Here is a 22,076-nt window from a genome sequence, read left to right on the forward strand (position 1 = left end):
GCTAGGTGGAGATTCTCAGCCCGCGGTGGGATCACCGTCGTCGCTCTGATTGTCATGTCCCTGATTGTCCGCCTTATGGGCCTCGGCAGCGTCCTTTTTGGCGTCCGCCAAACGGTCCGAGGACTTACGGTTCACCCCTGACCCTTCGCTGAGGTAAGCGGGGTTTTCCTTATGTCCCATGACGAGCAAGGAGGCGATGAGCAGTGTGGCAATGAAGGCGATGCCAAAGGCGATGCCACCTAGGTCCCAGCGCAGCCCGTGCATGGTGCCGCCGGCCGAAACCACCAGCGTGACAAGGCCCGCCACTGCCCCCAGTGCGAAGGAAAAGCTCAGGGGGAACTTGATGGAGTTGCCCGAGTTCGGGTTCTTGGACTCTTCATTGCCCACTGTTTGGTCCTTTGCTTGATTGTCACTGGCGCCACGAAATTCTACGGTCAGTAGAATTCTTCAACCCAGTTTACTTTTCTTTTGTCGTCCGGGAATCATGGCGCACTGTGAGGGCTGACAACAGCCACAACGCCCCGCTCATCAACGCCCCGCCACCACTGACGCCCAGGAGCGCATGCGGTCCTGCGGCGATGAAGAACGGAAGCAGCAAACCGGTGCCGATACCCAGAACACCGGAGATCAGCCAGTCGCTGCGCAGGGAGGACTTGACGGAAGAATCCTTGTTGCGGTGGTGCAGTGCCGCAAAGATTTCCGCGGCGCCCATGAGCGCCAGCGCCACGCCGCCCAGCCAGGCCGCCACGACGGTGCTTACGGCAATGAAGACAACCACCCCGCTTACGGCCAGGACACCCGCGGCACCGAGTAGTACCAGCCTTTTCACGTCGTCGCGAGGCAATGCCAGCCGCCGCACAAACCAGTAGTGCGATGCCGCCAGGACCAGGAGGTACCAGGCGAAGTTCAGGCACAGCCCCAAGGTGCTCGGGGTGCCCCAAAACACGGTGATGATGCCAAAGAGCAGCGTGATCATCGAGCGGAAGAGCACCGGCTGCCACAAGGGGGCTGTGACGGTTCTTGTGCTGGTGGCGTTGGCGTTGGCGTCTTGGGGTGCGGCTGTTTGACTCACCCTTCAAGTCTAGCCGGGCCCCGCACCGTCGCGGACCCCGGGGATGCCTACGCGCATCCAGCGTCCGGTGCGGGCACGCAATCCCAGTGTCAGTGCGCGTGCCGCCATGTAGCCCAGGCTAAAGGCAGCCCATAACCACGCGAGTGCCGCCGGGCTGTCCCCCACGGAGGAATCATCGATCCAGAACAGCAGCGGGAGGTACACCGCCAGGTTTGCGAGCCCGGCCAGCGCCAGGTACCGGACGTCGCCGGCGCCGATGAGGACGCCGTCGAGCACAAACACATAGCCAGCCAGCGGCTGACCTATCGCCATGACCAGCAGCGCCGCGCCGAGCGCTTGGTGCACACCCACGTCGTTGGTGAAAATCCAGCCCACTCCACCGGCCACCGCCCACAGGCCCAGGCCGGTCAGCACACCGAAGCCCAGGCCCCAGCTAGTCATGGTCCGGGTCAAAAGCCTCACACTTGCAACATTTCCTGCGCCTAGTTCCTTGCCAATAAGTGCTTGGGCCGCGATGGCCAAGGCATCGAGAGCGAAGGCGAGGAAGGTGAAAAGCGTCATGGCGAGTTGGTGTGCGGCCAGGTTGACGGGGCCCTGGGCCGTGACCACCAGCACGGTGGCCAGGATGGCAACCCGCAGGGAAAGGGTGCGGATCATCAGCCAACTGCCCACGCGGGAGACTGTGCGGATGCCAGCCCAGTCAGGGCGCAGGCCCACTCCTTCGGCACGGGAGGCCCGGACCACGATCACCAGGTAGACCGCGGCCATGCCCCACTGGGCCAGGACGGTGCCAAGTGCGGCCCCGGCCACCGACATCCCCAGCCCGTACACCAGCGCGAAATTCAGCACGATGTTAACGGTAAAACCGGCGCCTGCAACAGCCAGCGGTGTGCGCGTGTCCTGCAAACCGCGCAACACGCCCATGGCCGCAAGCACCAACAGCATGGCGGGGATCCCGGCAAGGCTGACCATCAGATATTCGTGGGCGAAGCCAAGCACGTCACCGCCGGCGCCCATGGCCGAGAGCAGCGGGCCGGCGCTGAGCCACCCGGCCGCAAGCAGCACCAGACCAAGGCCCAGGGCCAGCCACAGCCCGTCCCGGCCCACGGCCAGCGCTTCGGCACGGCGTCCAGCTCCCAGCAGCCGTGCCACGGCCGGGGTGGTGGAATACGCCAGGAACACCATGAGCCCCACCACTGTCTGCAGCACCGTCGCGGCAAGGCCCACGCCGGCCAGCTGCACTACGCCAAGATGGCCCACAATGGCCGAATCCGCCAGCAGAAACAACGGCTCGGCGATGAGCGCACCAAATGCCGGCACGGCAAGGTGGAGGATCTGCCGGGACGTTGAGCGTCGCGGCGAGGTTTCAGGCATGGCTCCACAGTATCGGCCCACTGTTGGTCACCAGCGCGGCCATGACCGCTCCCAGGCCCACCAGCACTTGCTGGACAGCTGCCCGCTCCAGCGCCTCGGGGCGGGTCAGGACGTCGATGTAGCGGCCCAATGCCGGCTCCCGCAGCGGGATGCACACCAGTCGCGGGAAGTGCTCTGCGCTGACCGTGTACCGTGGCATCAAGGAAATACAGCGTCCGCTCTCCACCACCGAGGCCGCCACGAAGAACTCGTTGATGCGGTGGGCTACGTCCACCTCCTCCCCTGCCAGTGTGCCGATCATTTCAATGGCGCCCTCCAGCGGGAAGCCCTCCCGCACGGAAACCCACCGTTCGCCGCGCAGATCTACCGGGCCCAACGAAGCCCGTCCGGCCAGCCTATGCCCGGCGCCTACGGCAATGTCGAGAGGCTCAAAGGCCAAAGTGGTGACGGCCACGGTGTCGGGCCAGGCAGGGCTATTGGGCAAACGGTGGCCGATGACCACGTCGTAGTCGGCCGTCAGTGCAACAAACTCGTCCTGGGCCACATCCTGGTCATACAGGCGTAAGGAGGTGCCGGCGTCGTCCGCCAGCCGTGCCTCCAACGGGCCAAAGAACGCTAGCCCTGCACTGTGGAAGGCGGCCACTCTGACGGGTTCGCCCACGCTGTCCTTGAAGGAGTCCACGGCGGCGTCCGCCCGTGCCAGCGCCACTTCAACCTCTACGGTGGCCCGGCACAGCGCCAGCCCTGCCGGGGTCAGCGCTGTGCGGCGGCCCAATTTGTAGGTCAGGGGCGTGCCAGCCTTGCGTTGGAGTGCCGAGAGCTGTTGGGACACGGACGACGCCGTGACGTGCAGTGCCAGCGCGGCCGCGGCAATGCTTCCCCTCGCCTGCACCTCGCGCAGTGCCCTCAACTGACCGATTTCCATAAGTTCAAACTAATGCATCACGTACATAAATAACAGCTAGTAATAACGGGATCCGGCCATCATCATTGAACTGTGACTAATTTGCGAACCCGCTTCGGCGTTGACATCGCCCTGCTTGCCGTTGCCGTGGTGTGGGGCGGCAGCTATTTGGTGGCGAAAGAGCTCACCACCACCGCGTCGGTGCCGGCCGTGCTGGGATGGCGGTTCCTGGTGGCATCGTTGGCGCTATCGGTGCTGTGGGCCTGGCGGGTTCGCCGGTTCCCGGGGCGGGCTGAACTGATGGTCGGTGTGGTGCTGGGGCTTACGCAGGCCGCCGTGTTGTTCTTGGAGACCTTTGGTGTGGCATTGACAAGTGCCAGCAATGCCGGGCTGCTCATCGCCTTGACCGTCATCTTCACGCCATTGCTGGACGCCGTAGCGGCCCGGCGCTGGCTGCCGCGCAGCTTCTTTGTGGCCGCCGCGGTGTGTGTTGTGGGTGTGGCACTACTGGTTTCCGGCGACGGATTCCGGGCACCCAACGCCGGGGACCTGCTTATGCTCGCCGCCGCGGGCGTCCGCTCCGGCCACGTGACCCTGCTGGGATCGTTGACGCGAAACAAACCCTTCAGTTCCATCACCGTGACGCTCATCCAGTCCGCGTTGTGCGCCGTATGGGGAATCGCGGCCGACCCGCTGGGGATGGTCCGTGCCGCGGGCGCGTTTGGCCCGTCCGGCTGGCTGGGCGTACTCTACCTGGGGCTGGCTGCCAGCGTGTTCGCGTTCCTGGTTCAGCTGTGGGCCGTACGGCGCACCTCGGCCTCCCGCGCCAGCCTGCTCATGGGGACCGAACCTGTGTGGGCCGTTATGGTCGGGGTGTTCTTTGCCGGCGAGGTGCTTGGTTGGCTTGGCGCCCTGGGCGCCCTGCTGATTGTGGCGGGCTGCTACGCCGGGCAGCGGATCGAGGCGAGGTTCCGGGCACGGTTGGCACCTGACCCCGTCCCGCAACCTGGCCCCGCGCCCGTGCACGAGCCCGGCGTCGAGCCCGTGCACGCGCCCTAGATTTGCCGCGCCCTAGTAGCTGTCGCCGCCTCCGCCGTCGTTGGCCATGTTGGCGAAACGTGAATAGTGGCCCTGGAATCCGACCGTAATGGTCTTGGTGGGACCGTTACGGTGCTTGGCCACAATCACGTCAGCCTCACCGGCACGGGCCGACTCCTTGTCGTACATGTCCTCGCGGTGGAGCAAGATGACCATGTCGGCGTCCTGCTCGATCGATCCGGATTCACGCAGGTCGGAGACCATCGGCTTCTTGTCTGTGCGCTGCTCGGATCCACGGTTCAGCTGTGACAAGGCCACCACAGGAACCTGCAACTCCTTGGCCAAGAGTTTCAGGGCACGGGAGAATTCGGAAACTTCCTGCTGTCGCGACTCCACCTTCTTGCCGGAGGACATCAGCTGCAAGTAGTCAAGGATGACAAGTTTGAGGTTGTGCTGCTGCTTCAGGCGCCGGCACTTGGCACGGATCTCCATCAAGGACATGTTGGGGGAATCATCAATGAACAGCGGGGCGTCATTCATCTTGCCCATGGTGGTGGCGATTTTTGACCATTGGTCGTCCTTGACAGTTCCCTTGCGGAGGTCCTGCAAGCTGATAGTGGCCTCGGCGGAGAGCAGGCGCATGGCCAGCTCGTTCCGGCCCATTTCCAGGGAAAAGACAACGGTTGCCATATTGTGTGTGATGGCGGCGGATCTGGCCCAGTCAAGTGCGAACGTTGAATTATGCGTAGGAATGAAAGAGCGTCCAGCCAGATACAGATGGCTGCTGTGGGCGATTTGGATGCACCTCACCGGCACAGAGTCAACAGCGCGTACCGATTTGATGAAGCGCTGGTTACGCTTGGGCGTGGCCCGAGCGTCCGGTTCCTTGTGCAACAGTTGCTTACGGGTCAGCCCAAAGACAACATCGTTGGTAGCGAATGTGATCGTGTAACAGGTCGAGGACTGCTCAGTGTGCCCGTTAACCCGCTTTTGAGACCATCCGGTCCGGTAACCGAGGCTATGGATGAGTTCCCGTGCGCCCTGGGCCAATGCCAGGCTCGTGACAGCAAACTGGACACAGCCGCTTGAGGTGACCGTGCCTTTGGTGTCCAGCAGGCCAGCCAGAACGTCCCGCCTCTGGGCAACACTTGCCCGGAGGTAAGCATCAGGAATGTGCTTGTTGCCCAGGAGTGAGTTGGAGCGCAGAACTGCTTGGAGCGAGCCATGATCCGTATCGTTCAGTTGGTAACCCTCAGCGGAGATGCGCATGAAGACTTCGTCATCGGCATTCCTCACCCGTGCCGAAGCGGACGCGCCGTCACTGAGCCAGGCCCCGAGCATGTAGGGCCCAATGGGCAGGTCGGCCACAGGGAGATCCAACGCGGCCGCATTCCGGACGGAATGGTTTAGCCGGTCGTCCTGTGTGTTGCACCGCAGGGTATCGGCGATTTGGGCGGTGGTTCGCACCTCCGCCATGATTTGTGGGTGGTCACCAGCTTGCGCCGACTTCTGAGATGACCGGGTGTCAGTGAGCCACTGGTGCTCGGCGTCGGCAATCAGAATGCTGCCGTCATCAAAAGTCACCTCAAAACAGGGCCTCTCGAGCATGACCTCGGTGGCGGCAACCACTGTGGTGGGTGTGCCGTCGGCGGCCAGGACGGCGTCGCCAACGTTTACCTCCCCCATGGTCGTCCAACCAGTAGGGGTAGGGAGCGCCGTGTCAAGGGCGAGCGCCTTGCCAACGGCCGGCCTGGCGGCGATGACAATCATCTGGCCGGGGTGCAAACCGTTGGTCAGCTCATCAAATTCGTAGAATCCTGTGGGCACCCCCGTCATGCCTTCGCCCTTGTGGCCGGATGCCTCGATTTCATCCACGGTGGACTCCATGACGTCCTTGAGGATGACATAGTCCTCGGTGGTCCGGCGCTCGGCGACAGCAAAAATCTCAGCCTGGGCGGCGTTGACGACGTCCTCAACCTCACCGTCCTGGGCGTACCCCATCTGGACGATCTTGGTGCCGGCCGTGACCAGTCGGCGCAATACGGCACGTTCGGCCACGATCTCGGCGTAGAACCCGGCGTTGGCCGCCGTGGGAACTGACTGTATGAGTTGGTGAAGGTAGGCCGCCCCGCCAACCTTGGCGATTTCACCGCGCTTGGTCAGTTCATCGGCCACCGTGACGGCGTCGGCTGGTTCGCCACGGCCGTATAGGTCCAAGATGGCCTCGTAGACGCTTTCATGGGACGGACGGTAGAAGTCGTTTCCGCGCAAGACTTCCACCACGTCGGCAATGGCGTCTTTGGAGAGCATCATGCCGCCCAAGACGCTTTGCTCGGCTACAAGGTCCTGCGGGGGTGTCCGGGCAAAGTCCGGCTCCCTGGAGGATCCAGACTTGTCCATTGCTGGAGCACTCATGTTGTGGTGCCTTCTTTCGCACTGCGGCTCTGGCACTCTACGAAACCGTGTCGATTCCGTCAGAGTGCTCCTTCCCTTTCTGGCAGGCGCCACTGACAGTATTGCCGTTCGCAAAGGGGATCTTTTGCAACGTTAGACGTTCTGTGGACAACTGCCAACCCCGCCATCCACACCTCCTGTGGATAACTTGTGCATAAAGCGCCATGGCTTGTGCACAGGATGGGGACAAGTATGTGGATAAGCCTTGATATTCGTCACTATCAGGCCCCTGACCTGCACAAACACTGTCAACGCCCTGTGGAGAAAAACTAATTCAGAGCGCGTCGCGGCCCTCCACCCGCCCATTGACATCCCCCATAATCGGCTATAGGCGTGTCGATATCCACAGACTTATGCCCGCCTGTGAATGATGCGCCTCCCGTGCAGGCCGCTGAACTGCGCATATGCATCCACCGGCATGTTCGGCGCCGGCAACCAACCGCCATTCTGGTGCGCACCAGAATGGCGTCTTGACATGGGGACAGCAGTGCATGCCCACAAAACATCGCCGAGCAACGTAGATGTCCACGATTTTTAGGCGACGCTTAACGCCAGCGATTTGTGCAGCGCGAGCTGATCCGTGTGGGCCACAAGCACCTGACCACCACGGATGCGCAGTCCACGCAAGCAGTCCCCGCAATCTGGCAAAAGCTAGTTAAAGCCGAGAGGCCCGGCCCCCGTAAACGGGAACCGGGCTTCTCGTGAAGCGGTTTACAGGCTACTTGCCTGCAACCACGTTCAAGGTGACAACAGCGGTGACGTCTTCGTACAGACGCACGTTTGCCTTGAACGTGCCAACCGACTTGATGTGGGTGGGCAGTTCAATCTTGCGCTTGTCGATGTTGCCGAGACCGGCAGCAGCAACAGCCTTTGCAACATCGTCAGTCTTGACGGTGCCGAAGAGGCGTCCGGTCTCGCCGGCCTTGACGGTCAGCTTGACCGGCTTGGCGGAGAGAGCAGCAGCCTGGGCCTGAGCAGCTTCGATGGAAGCGTGCTCGTGGGCGGCGCGGGCAGCCTTGATCAACTCAACCTGCTTCTCGCCACCCTTGGACCAGGTGAGGGCGAAACCGCGCGGCAGAAGATAGTTACGTGCGTAACCGTTCTTCACCTCGACGATGTCACCTGAGGTACCGAGACCGGTAACTTCGTGGGTCAAAATGAGCTTTGCCATGTTTATTTATCTCCCTTAACCGCGGCCAGCGCCGGAGTAGGGCAGCAATGCAACTTCGCGGGCATTCTTGATTGCCTGGGCGATTTTGCGCTGCTCCTGAACCGTGACACCCGTGACACGACGTGCACGGATTTTTCCACGGTCAGAGATGAATTTGCGCAGCAATGCTACGTCCTTGTAGTCGATGACGGTGATGTCAGCGGCCTTCAAGGGATTGGACTTTGGTTTGGGCTTACGGAGTTCAGCCTTAGCCATCGTGGAGCTCCTTAGTATTCGTGGAGCCCGTGGATATTAATCCGCGGGATGGTGTGCGTGCGGCGGTTGCCGCACAGTTTTTTGTAGAGAGCTTTTAGAAGGGAGGCTCGGAGTTATCCGGGCCCGCACCCCAACCGGATGATCCGCCACCGGGCGTGGCCCAGGGATCGGATGCCGGGGCAGCTTGCTGCTGCTGGCCACCATTGCCGCCGAAGTTTCCTCCGCCGGAACTGGAGCCAAAGCCGCCTTGGCCTCCGCCAGCGTTGCCGCCACCGAAGTTACCGCCCTGGCCGCCGTTGCCGCCACCGAAGTTACCGCCACCCTGACCGCCGGAGCGCTGGGTGCGGTTGACTTTGGCATTGGCGTAGCGCAGCGAGGGGCCGATCTCGTCGACCTCAAGCTCCATGACGGTGCGCTTTTCGCCTTCTTTGGTGTCGTAGGTCCGCGACTTCAGCCGGCCCGAAACGATCACGCGGGTACCCTTTGTCAGGGACTCGGCAACGTTCTCGGCCGCTTCACGCCAGATCGACGCGCGGAGGAACAGCGTTTCGCCGTCCTTCCACTCGTTTGACTGACGGTCTAAGGTCCGCGGAGTCGACGCAATGGTGAAGTTCGCTACTGCTGAACCGCTCGGGGTAAACCGAAGTTCCGGGTCACTGGTGAGATTACCAATGACCGTGATAGTGGTTTCGCCTGCCATCTGCTCCTGCTTCCTGCTTGGGTGTTTTCCTACGGGAGAAAAAGTAAAAAGAAGTGGACCGAAATTACTCGGCTACTACTTTCTGCTCTTCCGGACGGGTGATCTTGGTGCGCAAGATAGTCTCATTGAGGCTCAACTGGCGGTCAAGTTCCTGAGCGGTAGCAGGAGCAGCAGTGAAGTTCACTACGGCGTAGATACCTTCAGCCTTCTTCTGGATCTCGTACGCCAGACGGCGACGGCCCCAGATGTCAACCTTTTCGATGGTTCCACCATCGTTGGTGATGACATTAAGGAACTTCTGAAGCGACGACTCTACGGTACGCTCATCGACATCGGGGTCGATGATTACCATCAATTCGTAAGGACGCATATGTGAACCCACCTCCTCTGGGCTAGGCGGTTACGGTCTTTCCGTAACAGGAGGTTCATTTGCGGTGTCCATGGACTGGCGCAACACACTCAGGGAGTGGTCGCGGTGCCAGCACAGACTTATCTATCTTACAGGACGTACGACGCCGGGCGCTCACCCTGTGCGGAACTCTCACCACACGCGTCGCTTTCCCTCATACCCGCGGGTTCCCCGCACACCTGTTGCTGGCCAACGGCAGGTGTGCGGGGAACCCGCGGGTATGCCGCAACGCTAGATGATGACGTTCAGCGCCGCCTCGTTGCAGGAGGCCTCCGTCATGGCAATTTGGGAGGTGTGCAGGAAGTTCTCGTTCTCCAGGCCCCTGTCGTAGAGGGAATGCTCGCCGTCTTTCGTGGCATGCCACAGGTATACGGCGGCCCCGGCCAGCGGCATGCAGCCTTTGCTGTTATGAGGCGATGTTTTGTCGGACCACGCCGGAGGCCGCCAACACATCAGGGCCGTTGGAGCCTTCGGCGGGGTAGAGTCCGGCCGTTTCCTCCTGTGTGTCGGTGCCATTGGCCGCGCATTCGGCACTGGCCCGGGTGAGTCCTGTGGTCGCTACCGAGGTTCTCGCCGTAGCACTGGGCGTGGCCGCCGCCGTCGACGGACTGGCCGTGGTGGTGGGGCTGGCGGCGGGTCAACAGCGTGCCAGGGTCAAATTCAATCCCGCGGTCATGGTCAGGGTGAGGTGTCTTTGTTCTACGGGCCACTTCCCTAGTGCCCCATAAGAGTGGGCTGTGTACCGCCTGTACGGATTTTAGGGATTGCCCGGTGCCGCCCCCGCAGAGAATGACAGCACCGGGCGCGTCGCAACCACCAAGGATGCAACCGTGGGATGATCACATCCATGGAAAGCACACGCTCCCGACGAGCCCGGCACCGCCGGCTCCGCATGGTCTCGATGATCGTGGGAGGCGTTCTGGGAGTGGTGTTTGCCGGAGTTCTTGGTGCCTGGTTCTATGCCCCGGCGGTGGGGTGGAGCGTTGCGGCACTCATCTACAACCTGTCTGTCTGGCGGACCATCGCGCCCATGGACAATATCCGCACGTCCCGCCACGCTAAGGAAGAGGACCCTGGCCGGAGCACCTCGGACCTGCTGATCCTGTTGGCGGCGTTGGGCTCACTTGCCGCCGTGGTGGTTGTCATGATCGGCAGCCAACACGTGAACGGCGTGGGAAAGTTCCTGCTCGCCCTTCTGGCCCTGACATGTACGGCCATGTCGTGGCTGCTTGTCCACACCCTTTTCACCCTGCGCTACGCCGAGATCTACTACACCGACGAGGCAGGCGGCATCGACTTCAACCAGGACGAACTCCCCCAGTACACGGACATTGCCTACATGGCCTTCAGTATCGGCATGACCTACCAGGTCTCCGACACCAACATCACCACGCGGGAGATGCGCTCGGCCGCCCTGCGCCACAGCCTGCTCGCGTTCGTGTTCGGCACGGGCATCCTGGCCACCACCATCAACGTGGTGGTGAGTCTGGTCGCCTAGCACCAAGGGCTCACACGGCGGTGCCGAAGAACGTCTGCACAATGCGTGCCAGGTGGAAGGGGTCATCCACGCCGCACAGCTCCCGCGCCGAATGCATCGACAGCAGCGGTGTCCCTACATCGACGGTCCGGATGCCCAGCCGTGTGGCCGTCAGCGGGCCTATCGTGGAGCCGCAGGGAACATCGTTGTTGGAGACAAACTCCTGGTACGGCGCACCCGTCTCATGGCACAGATTAGCCCAGATAGCAGCCCCCGTCCCGTCCGTGGCATAGCGCTGGTTCGCGTTGATCTTCAGCAGCGGGCCCCCGTTGAGCACGGGCAGGTTCGCCGGGTCGTGGCGGTCGGAATAGTTCGGGTGCACGGCGTGGCCGGCGTCCGCTGACACGCAGAAGGAGTTGGCGAAGGCACGACGCCGTTCACTCACTGTGGCGCCCAAGCCGTCGGATACCCGGGTCAAGATGTCTTCAAGGATTGGCCCGCACGCCCCGGAGCGCGACCCCGAACCGATCTCCTCATGGTCAAAGGCTGCCAGGACCGGAATGACCGGGCTACCGGTGTCGGCTTTCTCGAGCAGGGCCACGAGTCCGGCGTGCACGGAGGTCAGGTTGTCCATCCGGCCGGCCGCAAAAAACTCATTGCCGGCACCAAACACCTGGCCCGACTGGGTGTCGGCCACCACTATGTCGTAGCCGCCAATGGTGGTTGCGTCCACCCCTGCCCGATCGGCCAAAAGCCCCAGCAGGTCTTCCTTCCCTGGATGGCCCTGGCCCCAGACCGGGTTCATCTGCGCCTGCTTGCCCAGTTTCAGGCCATCGTTGGCGGCCCTGTCAAGGTGGATGGCCAGCTGGGGGAAACGCAGCAGCGGCCCGGTGGCCACCAGCGATTGTGTGCCATCGAGGTCCACCAGGCGGCCGGCGAATTGCAGCTCCCGGTCTAGCCAGGAGTTCAGCAGCGGCCCGCCGTACACTTCAACGCCGGCCTGCAACCAGCCGAACCTGCCGGTGGTGGGCTTGGGCTTGAGCTTGAAGGAGGGGGAGTCCGTATGGGCGCCTAAAATGTTGAACCCCGTGGTGGCGCTTGCCGATTCCGGCGTGATCCACGCGATGATGGCCCCGTCGCGGATCACAAAGTGCTTGCCGTGCGCCGGCCATTCCTGCGTTTCCAACAGCTGGGTGAAGCCTGCCGCGCTGAGCCGGCGGCCGGCCTCGTGGGCGGCGTGGAAACTCGACGGGGAAGCGTCGATGAAGTCACGGAGATCCAGGATGTGCTCAACAGAAGTCATACCCCGATTCAACCATCATCGCCGGGTTCCCGCTGGCGGTGCAGTCAGTAGTCGGGGTTGCTGGGCGTGACCAGGCCAGTTTCGTAGGCGTAAACCACCACCTGAACACGGTCGCGAAGGTGCAGTTTCGTCAGGATCCGTCGCACATGTGTCTTGACCGTCGCCTCGGAAAGAAACAGTTGGTGGGCGATTTCGGCATTGGAAAGCCCCTGCGAGATGGCCTGCGCCACCTGAAGCTCCCGCGGTGTCAGGTCCTCAAGCAGCGGGTCGCGCGGCACGGCTGGCCGCAGCGGCTGGGAACGGACAAAGTTCTCCAGCAACAGTTGTGTGATGCGGGGCGCAACCACGGCGTCACCGCTGGCCACCACGCGCACGGCGCTGACCAGCTCCTCCGGTGCCACGTCCTTGAGCATGAACGCGCTGGCCCCGGCCTGGAGCCCGGCCAGGGCGTATTCATCCAGGTCGAAGGTGGTCAGGATGATGACCCTGGCCTCGGAGGCGGAGGCGCTGATCCTGCCGGTGGCTTCAATCCCGTCCATCAGCGGCATTCGCACGTCCATGAGGACCACATCCGGTTTCAGGCGTTCGACGGCGGCCAGGGCCTCGATCCCGTTGGCGGACTCCCCCACCACGGTGAGGTCGTCCTCGCCTTCCAGGATCAGTCTGAACCCCATGCGCAGCAACGGCTGGTCATCCACGAGCAGAACCTTGATGTTTTCCTCGGTCAAAATACTCTCCCCCGGGTGCTCATTCATTGGACTTACAGTCATTGGTTCATTCACGCCCCGCGGCCGGGTGCAACATTACATTGACCGTCCACCCACCGTGGGTGCCGGGCCCGGCGTCGACAGTTCCGGCATAAATTCCAGCACGCTCCCGCATGCCCATAATCCCCTGCCCCGAGCCCATCGACGCCTCCGTCCCTTGTGCCGGATCAATGGTGCCGTGCCCGTCGTCGGAGATCCGCACGGTCACCACACCGTGGTCCGGATCGTGGCCGATAACCACCTGCACACGGGACACCGCCGTCGCATAGCGCAGCACATTGGTCAGCGATTCCTGCACAATCCTGTAGATGGTCAGGGCCAGCGTAGGATCCGGGGGTAGCAGCGGCCCCGAATGGGTGACCACCAGCGGCAACCCCGCCTGTCGGAATCCCTCCATCAGCGCGCTCAGGTCCGTGTGGTCAGGCTGCGGTGCACGCGAATCGTCCTGGCCGTTGTCCTCACGCAACACCCCCAGCACCCGCCGCATGTCAGCCAGCGCCGTCCGCCCAGTCTGCGAGAGCCGGCCCAGAACCTCCACGGCCTTGTGCGGATCGCGCTTGACCACGACGGCGGCGCCGTCGGCCAGGGCCACCATCACGGTGAGCGAGTGGGCCACCACGTCGTGCATCTCCCTAGCGATCCTGTTCCGTTCGGCAACGGAAGCCAACTGTGCGTTGCGTATGGCCCACTGCCGCAGTTCCGCCTCATGCTCACGGCCGCGGCGTACCGACGCGCCAATCCCGACGGCGATCACATTGGATAGCAGTATGACGATGGCCGTGATGATGGAGGTTTCACCGGCGGTGGGCCCGTAGGTGCTGAGCAATTCCTCGGGGAACTGGTAAAAGAGCAGGGTGTAGGCGAGCAAGGGAATCGAGGCGATGGCGCCCACGACGAAGCTGAAGACTGTCCCGTACCGAACGCCCACCGCGTAGAGGGCAAACCACAGACCAGTGCCAATGTTGCTGGCGGTAGGGACCAGGGCAATGTTGATGATTTCAAAGACAGCGATGACGGCTAGGACGGCCAGCGGCCTGTCGCGGCGAAACATGAGCACACCGGCGGATGCCAGGACCAGCACGGTGTGCGATGCGAAATTGGTCTCGGGATCGGAACTGAGCAAGGTCCCTGAGGCGACCACCAGATAGGCCAGCACCACCGCCACGTCCATGAGACGGGGATGGTGATAGAAATAGTTTCTGAGAACGCCGCGGCGGCGGGCCGAAAATTCATCGGCCCGCCGCCCGGCGGAGGGTATTTCGGCGGGGTCCGCGGCCGTTCGTTCCGCGGCCCCCGCCTGATCATGGGTGCGCATCAGTGCGAGCCTAGAAGGCGCCGTCGTGCACGGGCCCACAGACGCTCTTAGACGTCACGGGTCTTGAGGGAGATGATGGCAGGGACGGCAAGGACAACGATCCAGCCAAGGAAGATCATGCCGCCGGCGAAGGGGCTGATGAATGCCGCCTTGTCACCGATCTCGAGCATGCGCCCACCGGCCACGCTGGGCGTGTACTGGCCCACGTACTTCCAGAAGTCTCCCGGGACCAGGCCAAGGAGCTGGGTGGCGATTTCCAAAAGGAAAAACAGTCCAACCAAGACGATGATGCCGCCGGCGGAGCTTCGGATCAACGTGCCCAGGGAAAGTCCGGCCACAGCCACACCTGCCACATACACGCCGCCCATGAGGATGCTGTAGAGCACACCGTCCATGTGCAATGACATGGTGATCCCGTAGTTGCTCATGATCGGGATGGAGATCAAAAACGTCACAAGCGCTGCCACCAGTGTCAGCATGTAGGAGACAACCACCAACACAATGGCCTTGGCAAAGAACACGGGTAGCCGCTTGGGAACCGCTGTCAAAGTGGAACGGATCATGCCGGTGCCAAATTCTGAGGAGATCAGCAAAACGGCCAAGGCACCCAGGATCAGCACCCCCAATTGGATTCCGGCGATGGGGGTGCCGTAGATGTTCAGCCCTTCAGCGTTGCCGGCTGCAATGGCCTGATCGATTGTCATCTTCGGCGCACTGCTGGGATCGGCACCAGGCACAACGCGCCCGGAATTACCGAATTCCATCATCGAATCGATGATGGTGCCGCGCAGCCATGCGGCCATGGTCCCCACACCCACCACCGCCAGGAAGGAAAAGGCCAGCAGGAGCTGAGTGGAACGCAGGGAACGGAACTTGATCCATTCGCTGCGCAAAACGCCGGTGAAGGACAACCCGGTTCCGCTGCTGGCAGCGGGAGGTGCGGGGATCGTCGTCGTGCTCATCTTCAGTGTCCCTTCGTGGCAGCCGACGCTGCGGCGTCGGCTGCAGCTGGCGAATCTTCGGTGAATTCTTGCGATTGGTACTCCACCGAATCCTTGGTGAGGTCGAAGTACGCTTCTTCCAAGGAGTTGGACAGCGGCGTCAGCTCGTACACCAGGACCTGGTTCTCCATGGCTAGTGCGCCGATCTGGCGCGAATCCAGGCCGGTCACCTCCAGGGTTTCATTTTCGGGGCATTCCACAGTGACCCCGGCGCCGGCGAGCAGCGCGCTCAGGCGCGTCACCTCACTGGTGCGGATTCGGGTCTTTTTTTGTTGGCCGCCGGCCAAGATGGTGGCGATGGGGGCGTCGGCGATGATCTTTCCCCGACCAATCACAATCAAGTGGTCCGCGGTTTGTGCCATCTCGCTCATGAGGTGCGAGGACAGGAAAATTGTCTTGCCCTGCCCGGCCAGGTGTTTGGCCAGGTTTCGCACCCAGAGCACACCCTCCGGGTCCAGTCCGTTGACCGGCTCGTCAAGGATCAGGGTCTGGGGGTCGCCCAGCAGGGCCGAGGCGATACCCAGGCGTTGCCCCATGCCCAGGGAGAAGCCGCCAGCCTTCTTCTTGGCGACGGCGGCCAGCCCGGTCATGTCGATGACCTCGTTGACGCGCTTGGTGGGGATGTTGTGTGTAGCGGCCATGGCCAGCAGGTGGTTGTAGGCGCTGCGAGAGGTATGCACGGCCTTCGCATCCAGCAGGGCGCCCACCTGGTGGAGGGGATCCTTGTGGTCAGCGTAGCGTTTGCCGTTCACAGTGACTGTGCCTGCCGTGGGCTTGTCCAGCCCGACAATCATGCGCATGGTGGTCGACTTGCCAGCACCGTTGGGCCCCAAGAAGCCTGTGACCAGCCCGGGGTTGACGGTGAACGTGACACCTCCGACAGCTATCTTGGCACCGTAGTGCTTGGCCAGGTTTACTGCCTCAATCATGGGAGATCCTCGTGTGATGGTTCTGCGGCTGCGTCTACTTTTAACTACCGTACGCAAAACTCGCGTGGTTTTCTTCCATCTCAGGGATGAATCAGGGCCTTTTAGGGGTCGTCCCTTTGGATGACGGGTTGGCCGGCGGCAGTGCGCGCCTACTCGTAAGATAGGCGGATGAACACCCTCGTCAGGCCACACAGGATCTCCCAGCGCACCCTGTGGGCCGTTTCACTTCCGGCGCTGGCTGTCCTGCTCGCTGGGGCCCTCACGGTGCGACTCTCCCACAACGTCCCCATCTTCCAGGGCCTGGACAACAGTTGGTACCAGCTCATGCTCGCCTCGCGGACGCCGGGGCTCACTTTGGCGAACCGGTTGTTGGACTTCCTAGGCAACGCCGGGATGGTCATCTACAGTGTGCTGCTGTTCCTGGTGTTGCTGTTCCGGCACCGGCGCCTGGCGTTCTTTACCGCCGGGGCCAATCTCGGGGCACTGGGCCTGACCCATCTGATTAAGTTTCTGGTGGCCAGGCCCCGCCCCCTGGACCGTCTTGTCAGCGTTGACTCCGGTTCATACCCTTCCGGGCATGTCAGTGCCACGGTGGCCGCTATGGTGGCAACGGCCATCGTCCTGGGGAAACTGTGGATGTGGATCAGCGGTGCCATTCTCAGTGTCGCCATGATGTACAGCCGAACCTATCTGGGCGCCCACTGGCTCTCCGACACCTTTGCCGGGGCAATTCTGGGCGTGGGTGTCACCTTGTTGCTGTGGGCTGCGGTGCAGGATAAATGCCTTCAGCGGTATGCAGTTTTGCGCTAGCGGGACGCGTCCGACACCCAGGGGCGTGGTGGCGGTGCACCGGGCCCGGAGGTTCGTCCGGGCCCGGATTGTTACAGCCGTCAGGCCTTGTCGCCGTAGCGGTAGAACCCTTCGCCCGTGGCGACGCCCATCTTGCCCTTGTCGATGTAGTTTTCCTTCATCCATACGGCAATCTCGCGGTCCTTCGCGGTCCCGTGGGAGAGGATGTTGTAGGCGGTGGACAGGCCTACGACGTCGTAGATCTGGAACGGTCCCATCGGGGCCCCGGTGCCGATCCGCCATACCTTGTCCACGTCTTCGGGGCTCGCGTAACCGAACGCAGCCAGTTCGGCGGCTGCGTTGAGGAACGGCACCAGCAGAGAGTTCAGGACATAGCCGGCCTTTTCCTTGTGTACCTCAATGGGCACCATCCCGATGTTGGCGGCGAAGCTCACCACGGCTTGGAACACCTGCGGATCGGTGTCAGCGGTGCCCATGACCTCGGCGGTGTTGAACTTCCAGACTTGGTTGGCGAAGTGGAGGGCAAGGAATTTTTCCGGCCGTCCGGTGAAGTCCTTCATATCGCTTGGCAGGAGGGTTGAGGAGTTGCTGGCAAAGATGGTCTTTTCGGGGGCCAGGACGGCCAGTTGCTCGTAGGTGGCGCGTTTGATGTCCAGGACCTCGGGGATGGCTTCGATGACCAGGTCCGCATCCTTGACTGCGTCGGCGAGGTCTGCGGAGCAGGTGATGCGGGCCAGCGCTTCGGCTGCCTTGGCTTCAGTGCCCCCCGGTACTTCCTTTGCATAGATGCCGGCCAGCCCGGATAGGCGCTGTTGTGCCTTCTCAAGGATTTCCTCGCTGATGTCATAGACCGTGACGGCAAACCCGTGGAATGCGGTCTGGAACGCGATTTGTGAGCCCAATACTCCACTGCCCAGGACGGTCACGTTCTGAATGTCAATGCTCATTTTTGTCTTCTTCCATTTTTTATGGTTTGGGCAGTACCTGCACCCAACGGTTCGGCCGCAGATGGCGCGGCCACGCTCAGGGCTAGAAACCCTTGAACAATCTGCGCAATTTGTTCGTACAGGTCCGTGCCCGGATCACTGCCCGGATGGGCTCCCGTGGCTGGCTGAACGAGCGTCAGGTGGAGGACGGCGAATACGCTGCGGGCAGCACGGTCCGCGGCTACCTGGTACGCGTCCCCCTGTTGCAACGATGCCAGTAAAATGCCAGCGATGTGGCCCTCAAGGTTGGAGACCAAGGACAGGCCCTCTGCCCTGTGTATATGCTCCGGAGCCCCAAAGAGGAGTTCGCGCTGGTAGATGGCCATGTTGGGCGCATTGCGTGAAGCGGCAGTGACAATCGGCCCGATAAGTGCGCAGACCTGTGCGAGCGGGCTGGCGGCGCTTCCCACCTCGCGGCACCCCTGCTCAATGGCGCGGCGGAATTCGGCATTGAAGACCATCAGAAGCAGCTGGCCTTTTGTTGGTGCGTACCGGAACAAAGTCCCTGTGGCGACGTCCGCACGGTCCGAGATTTCCTGGGTCGTAGCGCCGTCGAAGCCACGCTCGTCAAACAGGGCGGCAGCTGCAGCGAGAATCCGGGACCGCTTCTGGAGCATATTCCGCTCGCGACGGCCCATCTTGGCGGCCGACCCTGCGGCTGCTTCAGACGGCTCCACCGCAGGTGCCAGCACTTGGTCCTGCCCGGGAACCGGGCTGTGGGTTCGTGGCACTGCCACCGCCTCCTAAGTGAGTGTGTTCATTAATGAGTCTACTCATTAAAAGCTAATGCACAAGGGAACGCTCTGCAGGATTGTCAGACGGAGTTCACAAGTTGTGAATGCAAGTAGTAATATTCGGGGCAAGAGTAGTGGCCTCACCGTGGTCAGGTGGCTGTGGCGCCCAGGTGTTCACTGGCGGGCAGCGGCCGCGCCGCTGGGACTGTCAGGATTGAGGCCACAATGGCGACGGCGATAGCCAGCAGCGCCCAACGGATGGTGATGTGGTCCCCGAGGAAGCCAAGCAACGGCGGGCCAGCCAGGAACGCCACGTAACCGATGGTGGAGACCACCGAAACCCTGGCGGCAGCACGGGCGGGATCATCAGCGGCGGCGGACATGCCCATCGGGAAGCCCATGGCCGCGCCGGCACCCCAGAGCACCGCGCCCAGCCCGGCCACCACCATGTTGGGGGCAAGGACAAAGAGGATCAACCCTGCAAGGGCGGCGCCGAGGCTGAAGTACAGCACGGGCACCCGTCCATAGCTGTCAATGAAGCTCCCGCCAAAGAACCTGAACAGGGTCATGGAGGCCACGAACACGGCAAACATGACGGCCCCGGCGGCTTCCGTGGCACCCAGCCCGTCCACGGTGGCTTTGGCAATCCAGTCGTTCGCTGCGCCTTCCGTCAGCGCGGCACCCAGAACCACCAGCCCCACCAGCAAGGTTCGCTTTTCGGTCCACGCACTGCGGCTCTTGGCAAGGCTAGCTTGGGGGCCCTGCTTGCGAGCCTGCGCCGCTGGGGCTTCGGGCAGGAACAAGCGTGGCACAAACAGCATCGCCGCGCTGACTAAGACAACAATGGCGCCCAAGTGCAAGGACATGCTCACATTCACGGCCGACAGTCCGGCGCCCACCAGGGCGCCAATGAGCGCACCACCGCTGAAGCCGGCATGAAATTGCGGCATGATGGTCCTGCCCAAGTGGCGTTCCACGGCGGCACCCTCAATGTTCTGGGCAACATCCCAGAGGCCGATGCCCACACCAAAGAAGACCAGCCCCAGCGCCGTCAACGGAACCGACGCCTGGGCCAAGGCGATCGAGACGAGCAGCCCGCCCGCGGCGGCGGTGAAACCGCCCGTCCGCACCGTCCTCGACGTGCCGATCCTAGCCACCACGGAACCTGCCAGGGGCAGTGCCACCACCGATCCGACCGCGATGGTCAGCAAAAGCATGCCCATCTCGCCGGCACTGAGGTCCAGAATCCGGGTGACGGCCGGGATGCGGGCCGCCCAGCTGGCAAACACAAACCCGTTGATGGCGAAAATGGCGAAGGTGGCAATGGCCGCACGGCTGACCGTTTGCTGGTTCATGGCGGGAGGCTCTTCACTGATGGAGGGAGCGAGAATGTTAGGTCCACTCTAACGGCGGCCGCTCGCCCGTGTACCTCCATGACTTTCTCGCCGAGGTAGACGGAGCGTGGCGAGTCCGCCGTTTCGCAGCGTCCTCCTCGGCAGCTTTCCGTCTGTCTCAGCAAAGGCTAGGTTGCCTCAGAACAGCTACCGGGCGCGTTCGACCCGTTTTTCATCCCACACCGGTTCCTCGGACTCGTAAACCTTGCCATCGGAGCCGAACACCAGGAACCTGTCAAAGGAGCGGGCAAACCAGCGGTCGTGCGTGACGGCAAGGACGGTGCCCTCGAAGGAATCGATGGCCTTCTCCAACGCCTCGGCGGAGTGCAGGTCGAGGTTGTCGGTCGGCTCATCGAGCAGCAACAACGTGGCGCCGGAGAGTTCCAGGAGCAGAATCTGAAACCGTGCCTGCTGTCCACCGGAGAGGGAATCGTATTTTTGCTCCGAGCTGGAGGCGAGGCCGTACCGGTCCAGCACGCTGGCGGCGGCTTCGCGGCCCAACCCGGAGCGGTGCTCATCCCCACGGTGCAGGATATCCAGCAAGGTGCGGGTCAAAAGATCGGGACGCGCGTGGGTCTGGGCGAAGAAGCCCGGACGGATCCGGGCACCCAGCTTCGCCGATCCTTCGTGTGGAACGGGGGCTATTTCGACGTCGGACACCGGCTCATGCTCTTTGTCCGGGTCTGAGCCGCCCGCCGCCAAAAGACGGAGAAAATGCGATTTTCCGGAGCCGTTGGAGCCCAAGACGCCCACCCGGTCGCCAAACCAAATCTCGGTGGTGAACGGCTTCATGAGCCCGGTGAGTTCCAGCTTGGTGGCCACCACCGCGCGCTTGGCTGTGCGCCCGCCCTTCAAACGCATCTTCACGTTTTGTTCGATGGGCAGCGCCTCCGGCGGGCCTTTTTCCAGGAATTGCGCCAGGCGGGACTGGGCAGCCTGGTAACGGTTCGCCATATCGGAGCGGAACGCGGCCTTGGTCTTGTACATGATGACAAGTTCCTTAAGCTTGACGTGCTCCTCGTCCCAGCGCTTGCGCAACTCCTCAAAACGAGCGTTGCGGTCCTCACGGGCCTTCACATAGGACTCAAAGCCGCCACCGTGCGTCCAGCTGGAGGCGCCGTTGATGCCCGGCTCCAAGGTGACGATCCTGTCCGCGGCATTGGCCAGCAGCTCACGGTCGTGGCTGACGAACAGCACCGACTTGTCCGAGGCAGCCATCTTGGCCTCGAGCCAACGCTTTCCCGGCACGTCAAGGTAGTTATCCGGCTCATCGAGCAGCAGCAGCTCGTCCGGGCCGGAGAACAGCGCCTCCAGGACCAGGCGCTTTTGCTCGCCCCCGCTCAACGTCGCGGCCTTGCGGTACTGGGCCGTGTAAAAGTCCATACCCATGGCCGCCATGGTGACTTCGTCCCAGGTGGTTTCCATCTCGTAGCCGCCCACGTCACCCCAGTCGGCAATGGCTTGGGCGTAGGCCATCTGGCTCGGTTCGTCATCGCGCTCTAGCATGGCAAGTTCCGCGGTGTCAACCGCATTGCCGGCGGCTGCAATGGTCGCAGAAGACACGGACAACAGCAGGTCGCGCACGGTGCTCTCATCGCGCACCTGGCCCACAAACTGGCGCATCACGCCCATACTGCCCGAACGCGAAACAGCACCCTCATCGGCCTTGATATCCTGGCAGATGATGCGCAGAAGGGTCGTCTTGCCGGTGCCGTTGGGCCCGATCAAGGCTGTCTTGGTGCCGTCGGAGACGCGGAAGTTCACCCCGTTCAGCAGCTGCCGGCCGTCGGAGAGAAAATAGTCAATGTTTGCAACGTCAATATGTCCCACACCGTAATTCTGCCATCCTCTGCGCTCTCTGCCGAACGGTCGACGGCGACCCCCCGTGAACACAGCAGGTGGGTGGGCCCGCGTCTGTGAGGGGCCCGTTGCGAGCTTGCGTGTAACGCGAGCAGGTGGGGAAAACCCCACCCCACACTCACC

22 protein-coding genes are annotated in these 22,076 nt (G+C 62.6%); 3 read left to right on the forward strand and 19 right to left on the reverse strand.

Annotated features, from left to right (window positions below; all coding sequences use genetic code 11):
* Positions 1 to 15: 15 nt before the first annotated feature.
* The 4 genes from AOC05_RS19845 to AOC05_RS15210 all read right to left on the reverse strand — a co-directional run bounded on the left by AOC05_RS19845 (position 16) and on the right by AOC05_RS15210 (position 3,371).
* Positions 16 to 387 (reverse strand): hypothetical protein, encoded by a 372-nt coding sequence (locus AOC05_RS19845; RefSeq protein WP_062008013.1) that lies wholly within the window; start codon positions 385 to 387, stop codon positions 16 to 18.
* Between the two features lie 70 nt (positions 388 to 457).
* The gene (locus AOC05_RS15200; protein WP_062008015.1) at positions 458 to 1,072 is read right to left on the reverse strand and encodes a DUF308 domain-containing protein; all 615 of its coding nucleotides are present in this window, start codon (positions 1,070 to 1,072) and stop codon (positions 458 to 460) included.
* Between the two features lie 9 nt (positions 1,073 to 1,081).
* Positions 1,082 to 2,446, reverse strand: coding sequence for an MATE family efflux transporter (locus AOC05_RS15205; RefSeq protein WP_062008017.1), 1,365 nt, complete (start codon positions 2,444 to 2,446; stop codon positions 1,082 to 1,084).
* Positions 2,439 to 3,371 carry a LysR family transcriptional regulator gene (locus tag AOC05_RS15210; RefSeq protein WP_062008019.1) on the reverse strand — a complete coding sequence of 311 codons (933 nt, stop codon included), beginning with the start codon at positions 3,369 to 3,371 and terminating at the stop codon, positions 2,439 to 2,441. The genes AOC05_RS15205 and AOC05_RS15210 overlap by 8 nt, the downstream gene beginning before the upstream one ends.
* 72 nt (positions 3,372 to 3,443) lie before the next feature.
* Here AOC05_RS15210 and AOC05_RS15215 point away from each other — a divergent pair, with 72 nt between their 5' ends.
* Positions 3,444 to 4,409: a DMT family transporter gene (locus AOC05_RS15215; RefSeq protein WP_062008020.1), complete on the forward strand. Its 966-nt coding sequence runs from the start codon at positions 3,444 to 3,446 to the stop codon at positions 4,407 to 4,409.
* Positions 4,410 to 4,421: 12 nt separating this feature from the next.
* Here the strand turns inward: AOC05_RS15215 and dnaB are convergent, their stop codons facing one another.
* From dnaB to AOC05_RS19540, 6 genes are all read right to left on the reverse strand, one after another.
* Positions 4,422 to 6,803 (reverse strand): replicative DNA helicase, encoded by a 2,382-nt coding sequence (dnaB, locus tag AOC05_RS15220; protein WP_062008022.1) that lies wholly within the window; start codon positions 6,801 to 6,803, stop codon positions 4,422 to 4,424.
* 757 nt (positions 6,804 to 7,560) lie between these two features.
* Positions 7,561 to 8,013 (reverse strand): 50S ribosomal protein L9, encoded by a 453-nt coding sequence (rplI, locus tag AOC05_RS15225; RefSeq protein WP_062008024.1) that lies wholly within the window; start codon positions 8,011 to 8,013, stop codon positions 7,561 to 7,563.
* Positions 8,014 to 8,028: 15 nt separating this feature from the next.
* Positions 8,029 to 8,268 carry a 30S ribosomal protein S18 gene (gene rpsR / locus AOC05_RS15230; protein ID WP_003800144.1) on the reverse strand — a complete coding sequence of 80 codons (240 nt, stop codon included), beginning with the start codon at positions 8,266 to 8,268 and terminating at the stop codon, positions 8,029 to 8,031.
* Between the two features lie 94 nt (positions 8,269 to 8,362).
* A complete protein-coding gene (locus tag AOC05_RS15235; RefSeq protein ID WP_062008026.1) occupies positions 8,363 to 8,968 on the reverse strand; it encodes a single-stranded DNA-binding protein in 606 nt (201 codons plus the stop codon).
* Positions 8,969 to 9,032: 64 nt separating this feature from the next.
* Positions 9,033 to 9,338: a 30S ribosomal protein S6 gene (gene rpsF, locus AOC05_RS15240; protein ID WP_062008028.1), complete on the reverse strand. Its 306-nt coding sequence runs from the start codon at positions 9,336 to 9,338 to the stop codon at positions 9,033 to 9,035.
* 270 nt (positions 9,339 to 9,608) lie between these two features.
* On the reverse strand, positions 9,609 to 9,770 hold the full coding sequence (locus AOC05_RS19540; RefSeq protein WP_154606379.1) for a hypothetical protein: 162 nt from the start codon (positions 9,768 to 9,770) through the stop codon (positions 9,609 to 9,611).
* A gap of 454 nt (positions 9,771 to 10,224) precedes the next feature.
* Between AOC05_RS19540 and AOC05_RS15245 the strand changes: the two genes are divergently transcribed.
* Positions 10,225 to 10,875: a DUF1345 domain-containing protein gene (locus tag AOC05_RS15245; RefSeq protein WP_230085383.1), complete on the forward strand. Its 651-nt coding sequence runs from the start codon at positions 10,225 to 10,227 to the stop codon at positions 10,873 to 10,875.
* A gap of 10 nt (positions 10,876 to 10,885) precedes the next feature.
* Here AOC05_RS15245 and AOC05_RS15250 read toward each other — a convergent pair whose 3' ends face one another.
* Genes AOC05_RS15250 through AOC05_RS15270 form a run of 5 tightly spaced genes read right to left on the reverse strand, consistent with a single transcriptional unit; the run spans position 10,886 to position 16,169 of the window.
* The gene (locus AOC05_RS15250) at positions 10,886 to 12,157 is read right to left on the reverse strand and encodes a M18 family aminopeptidase (protein ID WP_062008030.1); all 1,272 of its coding nucleotides are present in this window, start codon (positions 12,155 to 12,157) and stop codon (positions 10,886 to 10,888) included.
* A 44-nt stretch (positions 12,158 to 12,201) separates the two neighbouring features.
* The gene (locus AOC05_RS15255; RefSeq protein ID WP_230085384.1) at positions 12,202 to 12,927 is read right to left on the reverse strand and encodes a response regulator; all 726 of its coding nucleotides are present in this window, start codon (positions 12,925 to 12,927) and stop codon (positions 12,202 to 12,204) included.
* A 4-nt stretch (positions 12,928 to 12,931) separates the two neighbouring features.
* The gene (locus tag AOC05_RS15260) at positions 12,932 to 14,239 is read right to left on the reverse strand and encodes a sensor histidine kinase (protein ID WP_230085385.1); all 1,308 of its coding nucleotides are present in this window, start codon (positions 14,237 to 14,239) and stop codon (positions 12,932 to 12,934) included.
* A gap of 47 nt (positions 14,240 to 14,286) precedes the next feature.
* Positions 14,287 to 15,201, reverse strand: coding sequence for an ABC transporter permease (locus AOC05_RS15265; RefSeq protein ID WP_062008032.1), 915 nt, complete (start codon positions 15,199 to 15,201; stop codon positions 14,287 to 14,289).
* A 2-nt stretch (positions 15,202 to 15,203) separates the two neighbouring features.
* Positions 15,204 to 16,169 (reverse strand): ABC transporter ATP-binding protein, encoded by a 966-nt coding sequence (locus AOC05_RS15270; protein WP_062008034.1) that lies wholly within the window; start codon positions 16,167 to 16,169, stop codon positions 15,204 to 15,206.
* Positions 16,170 to 16,337: 168 nt separating this feature from the next.
* On the opposite strand from AOC05_RS15270, the gene AOC05_RS15275 reads away from it, so the two are divergent.
* On the forward strand, positions 16,338 to 16,979 hold the full coding sequence (locus AOC05_RS15275) for a phosphatase PAP2 family protein (RefSeq protein WP_062008036.1): 642 nt from the start codon (positions 16,338 to 16,340) through the stop codon (positions 16,977 to 16,979).
* 80 nt (positions 16,980 to 17,059) lie between these two features.
* Here the strand turns inward: AOC05_RS15275 and AOC05_RS15280 are convergent, their stop codons facing one another.
* From AOC05_RS15280 to AOC05_RS15295, 4 genes are all read right to left on the reverse strand, one after another.
* Positions 17,060 to 17,926: a 3-hydroxyacyl-CoA dehydrogenase gene (locus tag AOC05_RS15280; protein WP_062008038.1), complete on the reverse strand. Its 867-nt coding sequence runs from the start codon at positions 17,924 to 17,926 to the stop codon at positions 17,060 to 17,062.
* On the reverse strand, positions 17,923 to 18,696 hold the full coding sequence (locus AOC05_RS15285; protein WP_197277838.1) for a TetR/AcrR family transcriptional regulator: 774 nt from the start codon (positions 18,694 to 18,696) through the stop codon (positions 17,923 to 17,925). The genes AOC05_RS15280 and AOC05_RS15285 overlap by 4 nt, the downstream gene beginning before the upstream one ends.
* A gap of 152 nt (positions 18,697 to 18,848) precedes the next feature.
* The gene (locus AOC05_RS15290; RefSeq protein WP_062008043.1) at positions 18,849 to 20,054 is read right to left on the reverse strand and encodes an MFS transporter; all 1,206 of its coding nucleotides are present in this window, start codon (positions 20,052 to 20,054) and stop codon (positions 18,849 to 18,851) included.
* 186 nt (positions 20,055 to 20,240) lie between these two features.
* Positions 20,241 to 21,923 (reverse strand): ABC-F family ATP-binding cassette domain-containing protein, encoded by a 1,683-nt coding sequence (locus AOC05_RS15295; RefSeq protein WP_062008045.1) that lies wholly within the window; start codon positions 21,921 to 21,923, stop codon positions 20,241 to 20,243.
* Positions 21,924 to 22,076: the final 153 nt, after the last annotated feature.

Origin of the sequence: Arthrobacter alpinus, assembly GCF_001294625.1 — a bacterium.
In the GTDB taxonomy this organism is placed as follows: domain Bacteria; phylum Actinomycetota; class Actinomycetes; order Actinomycetales; family Micrococcaceae; genus Specibacter; species Specibacter alpinus_A.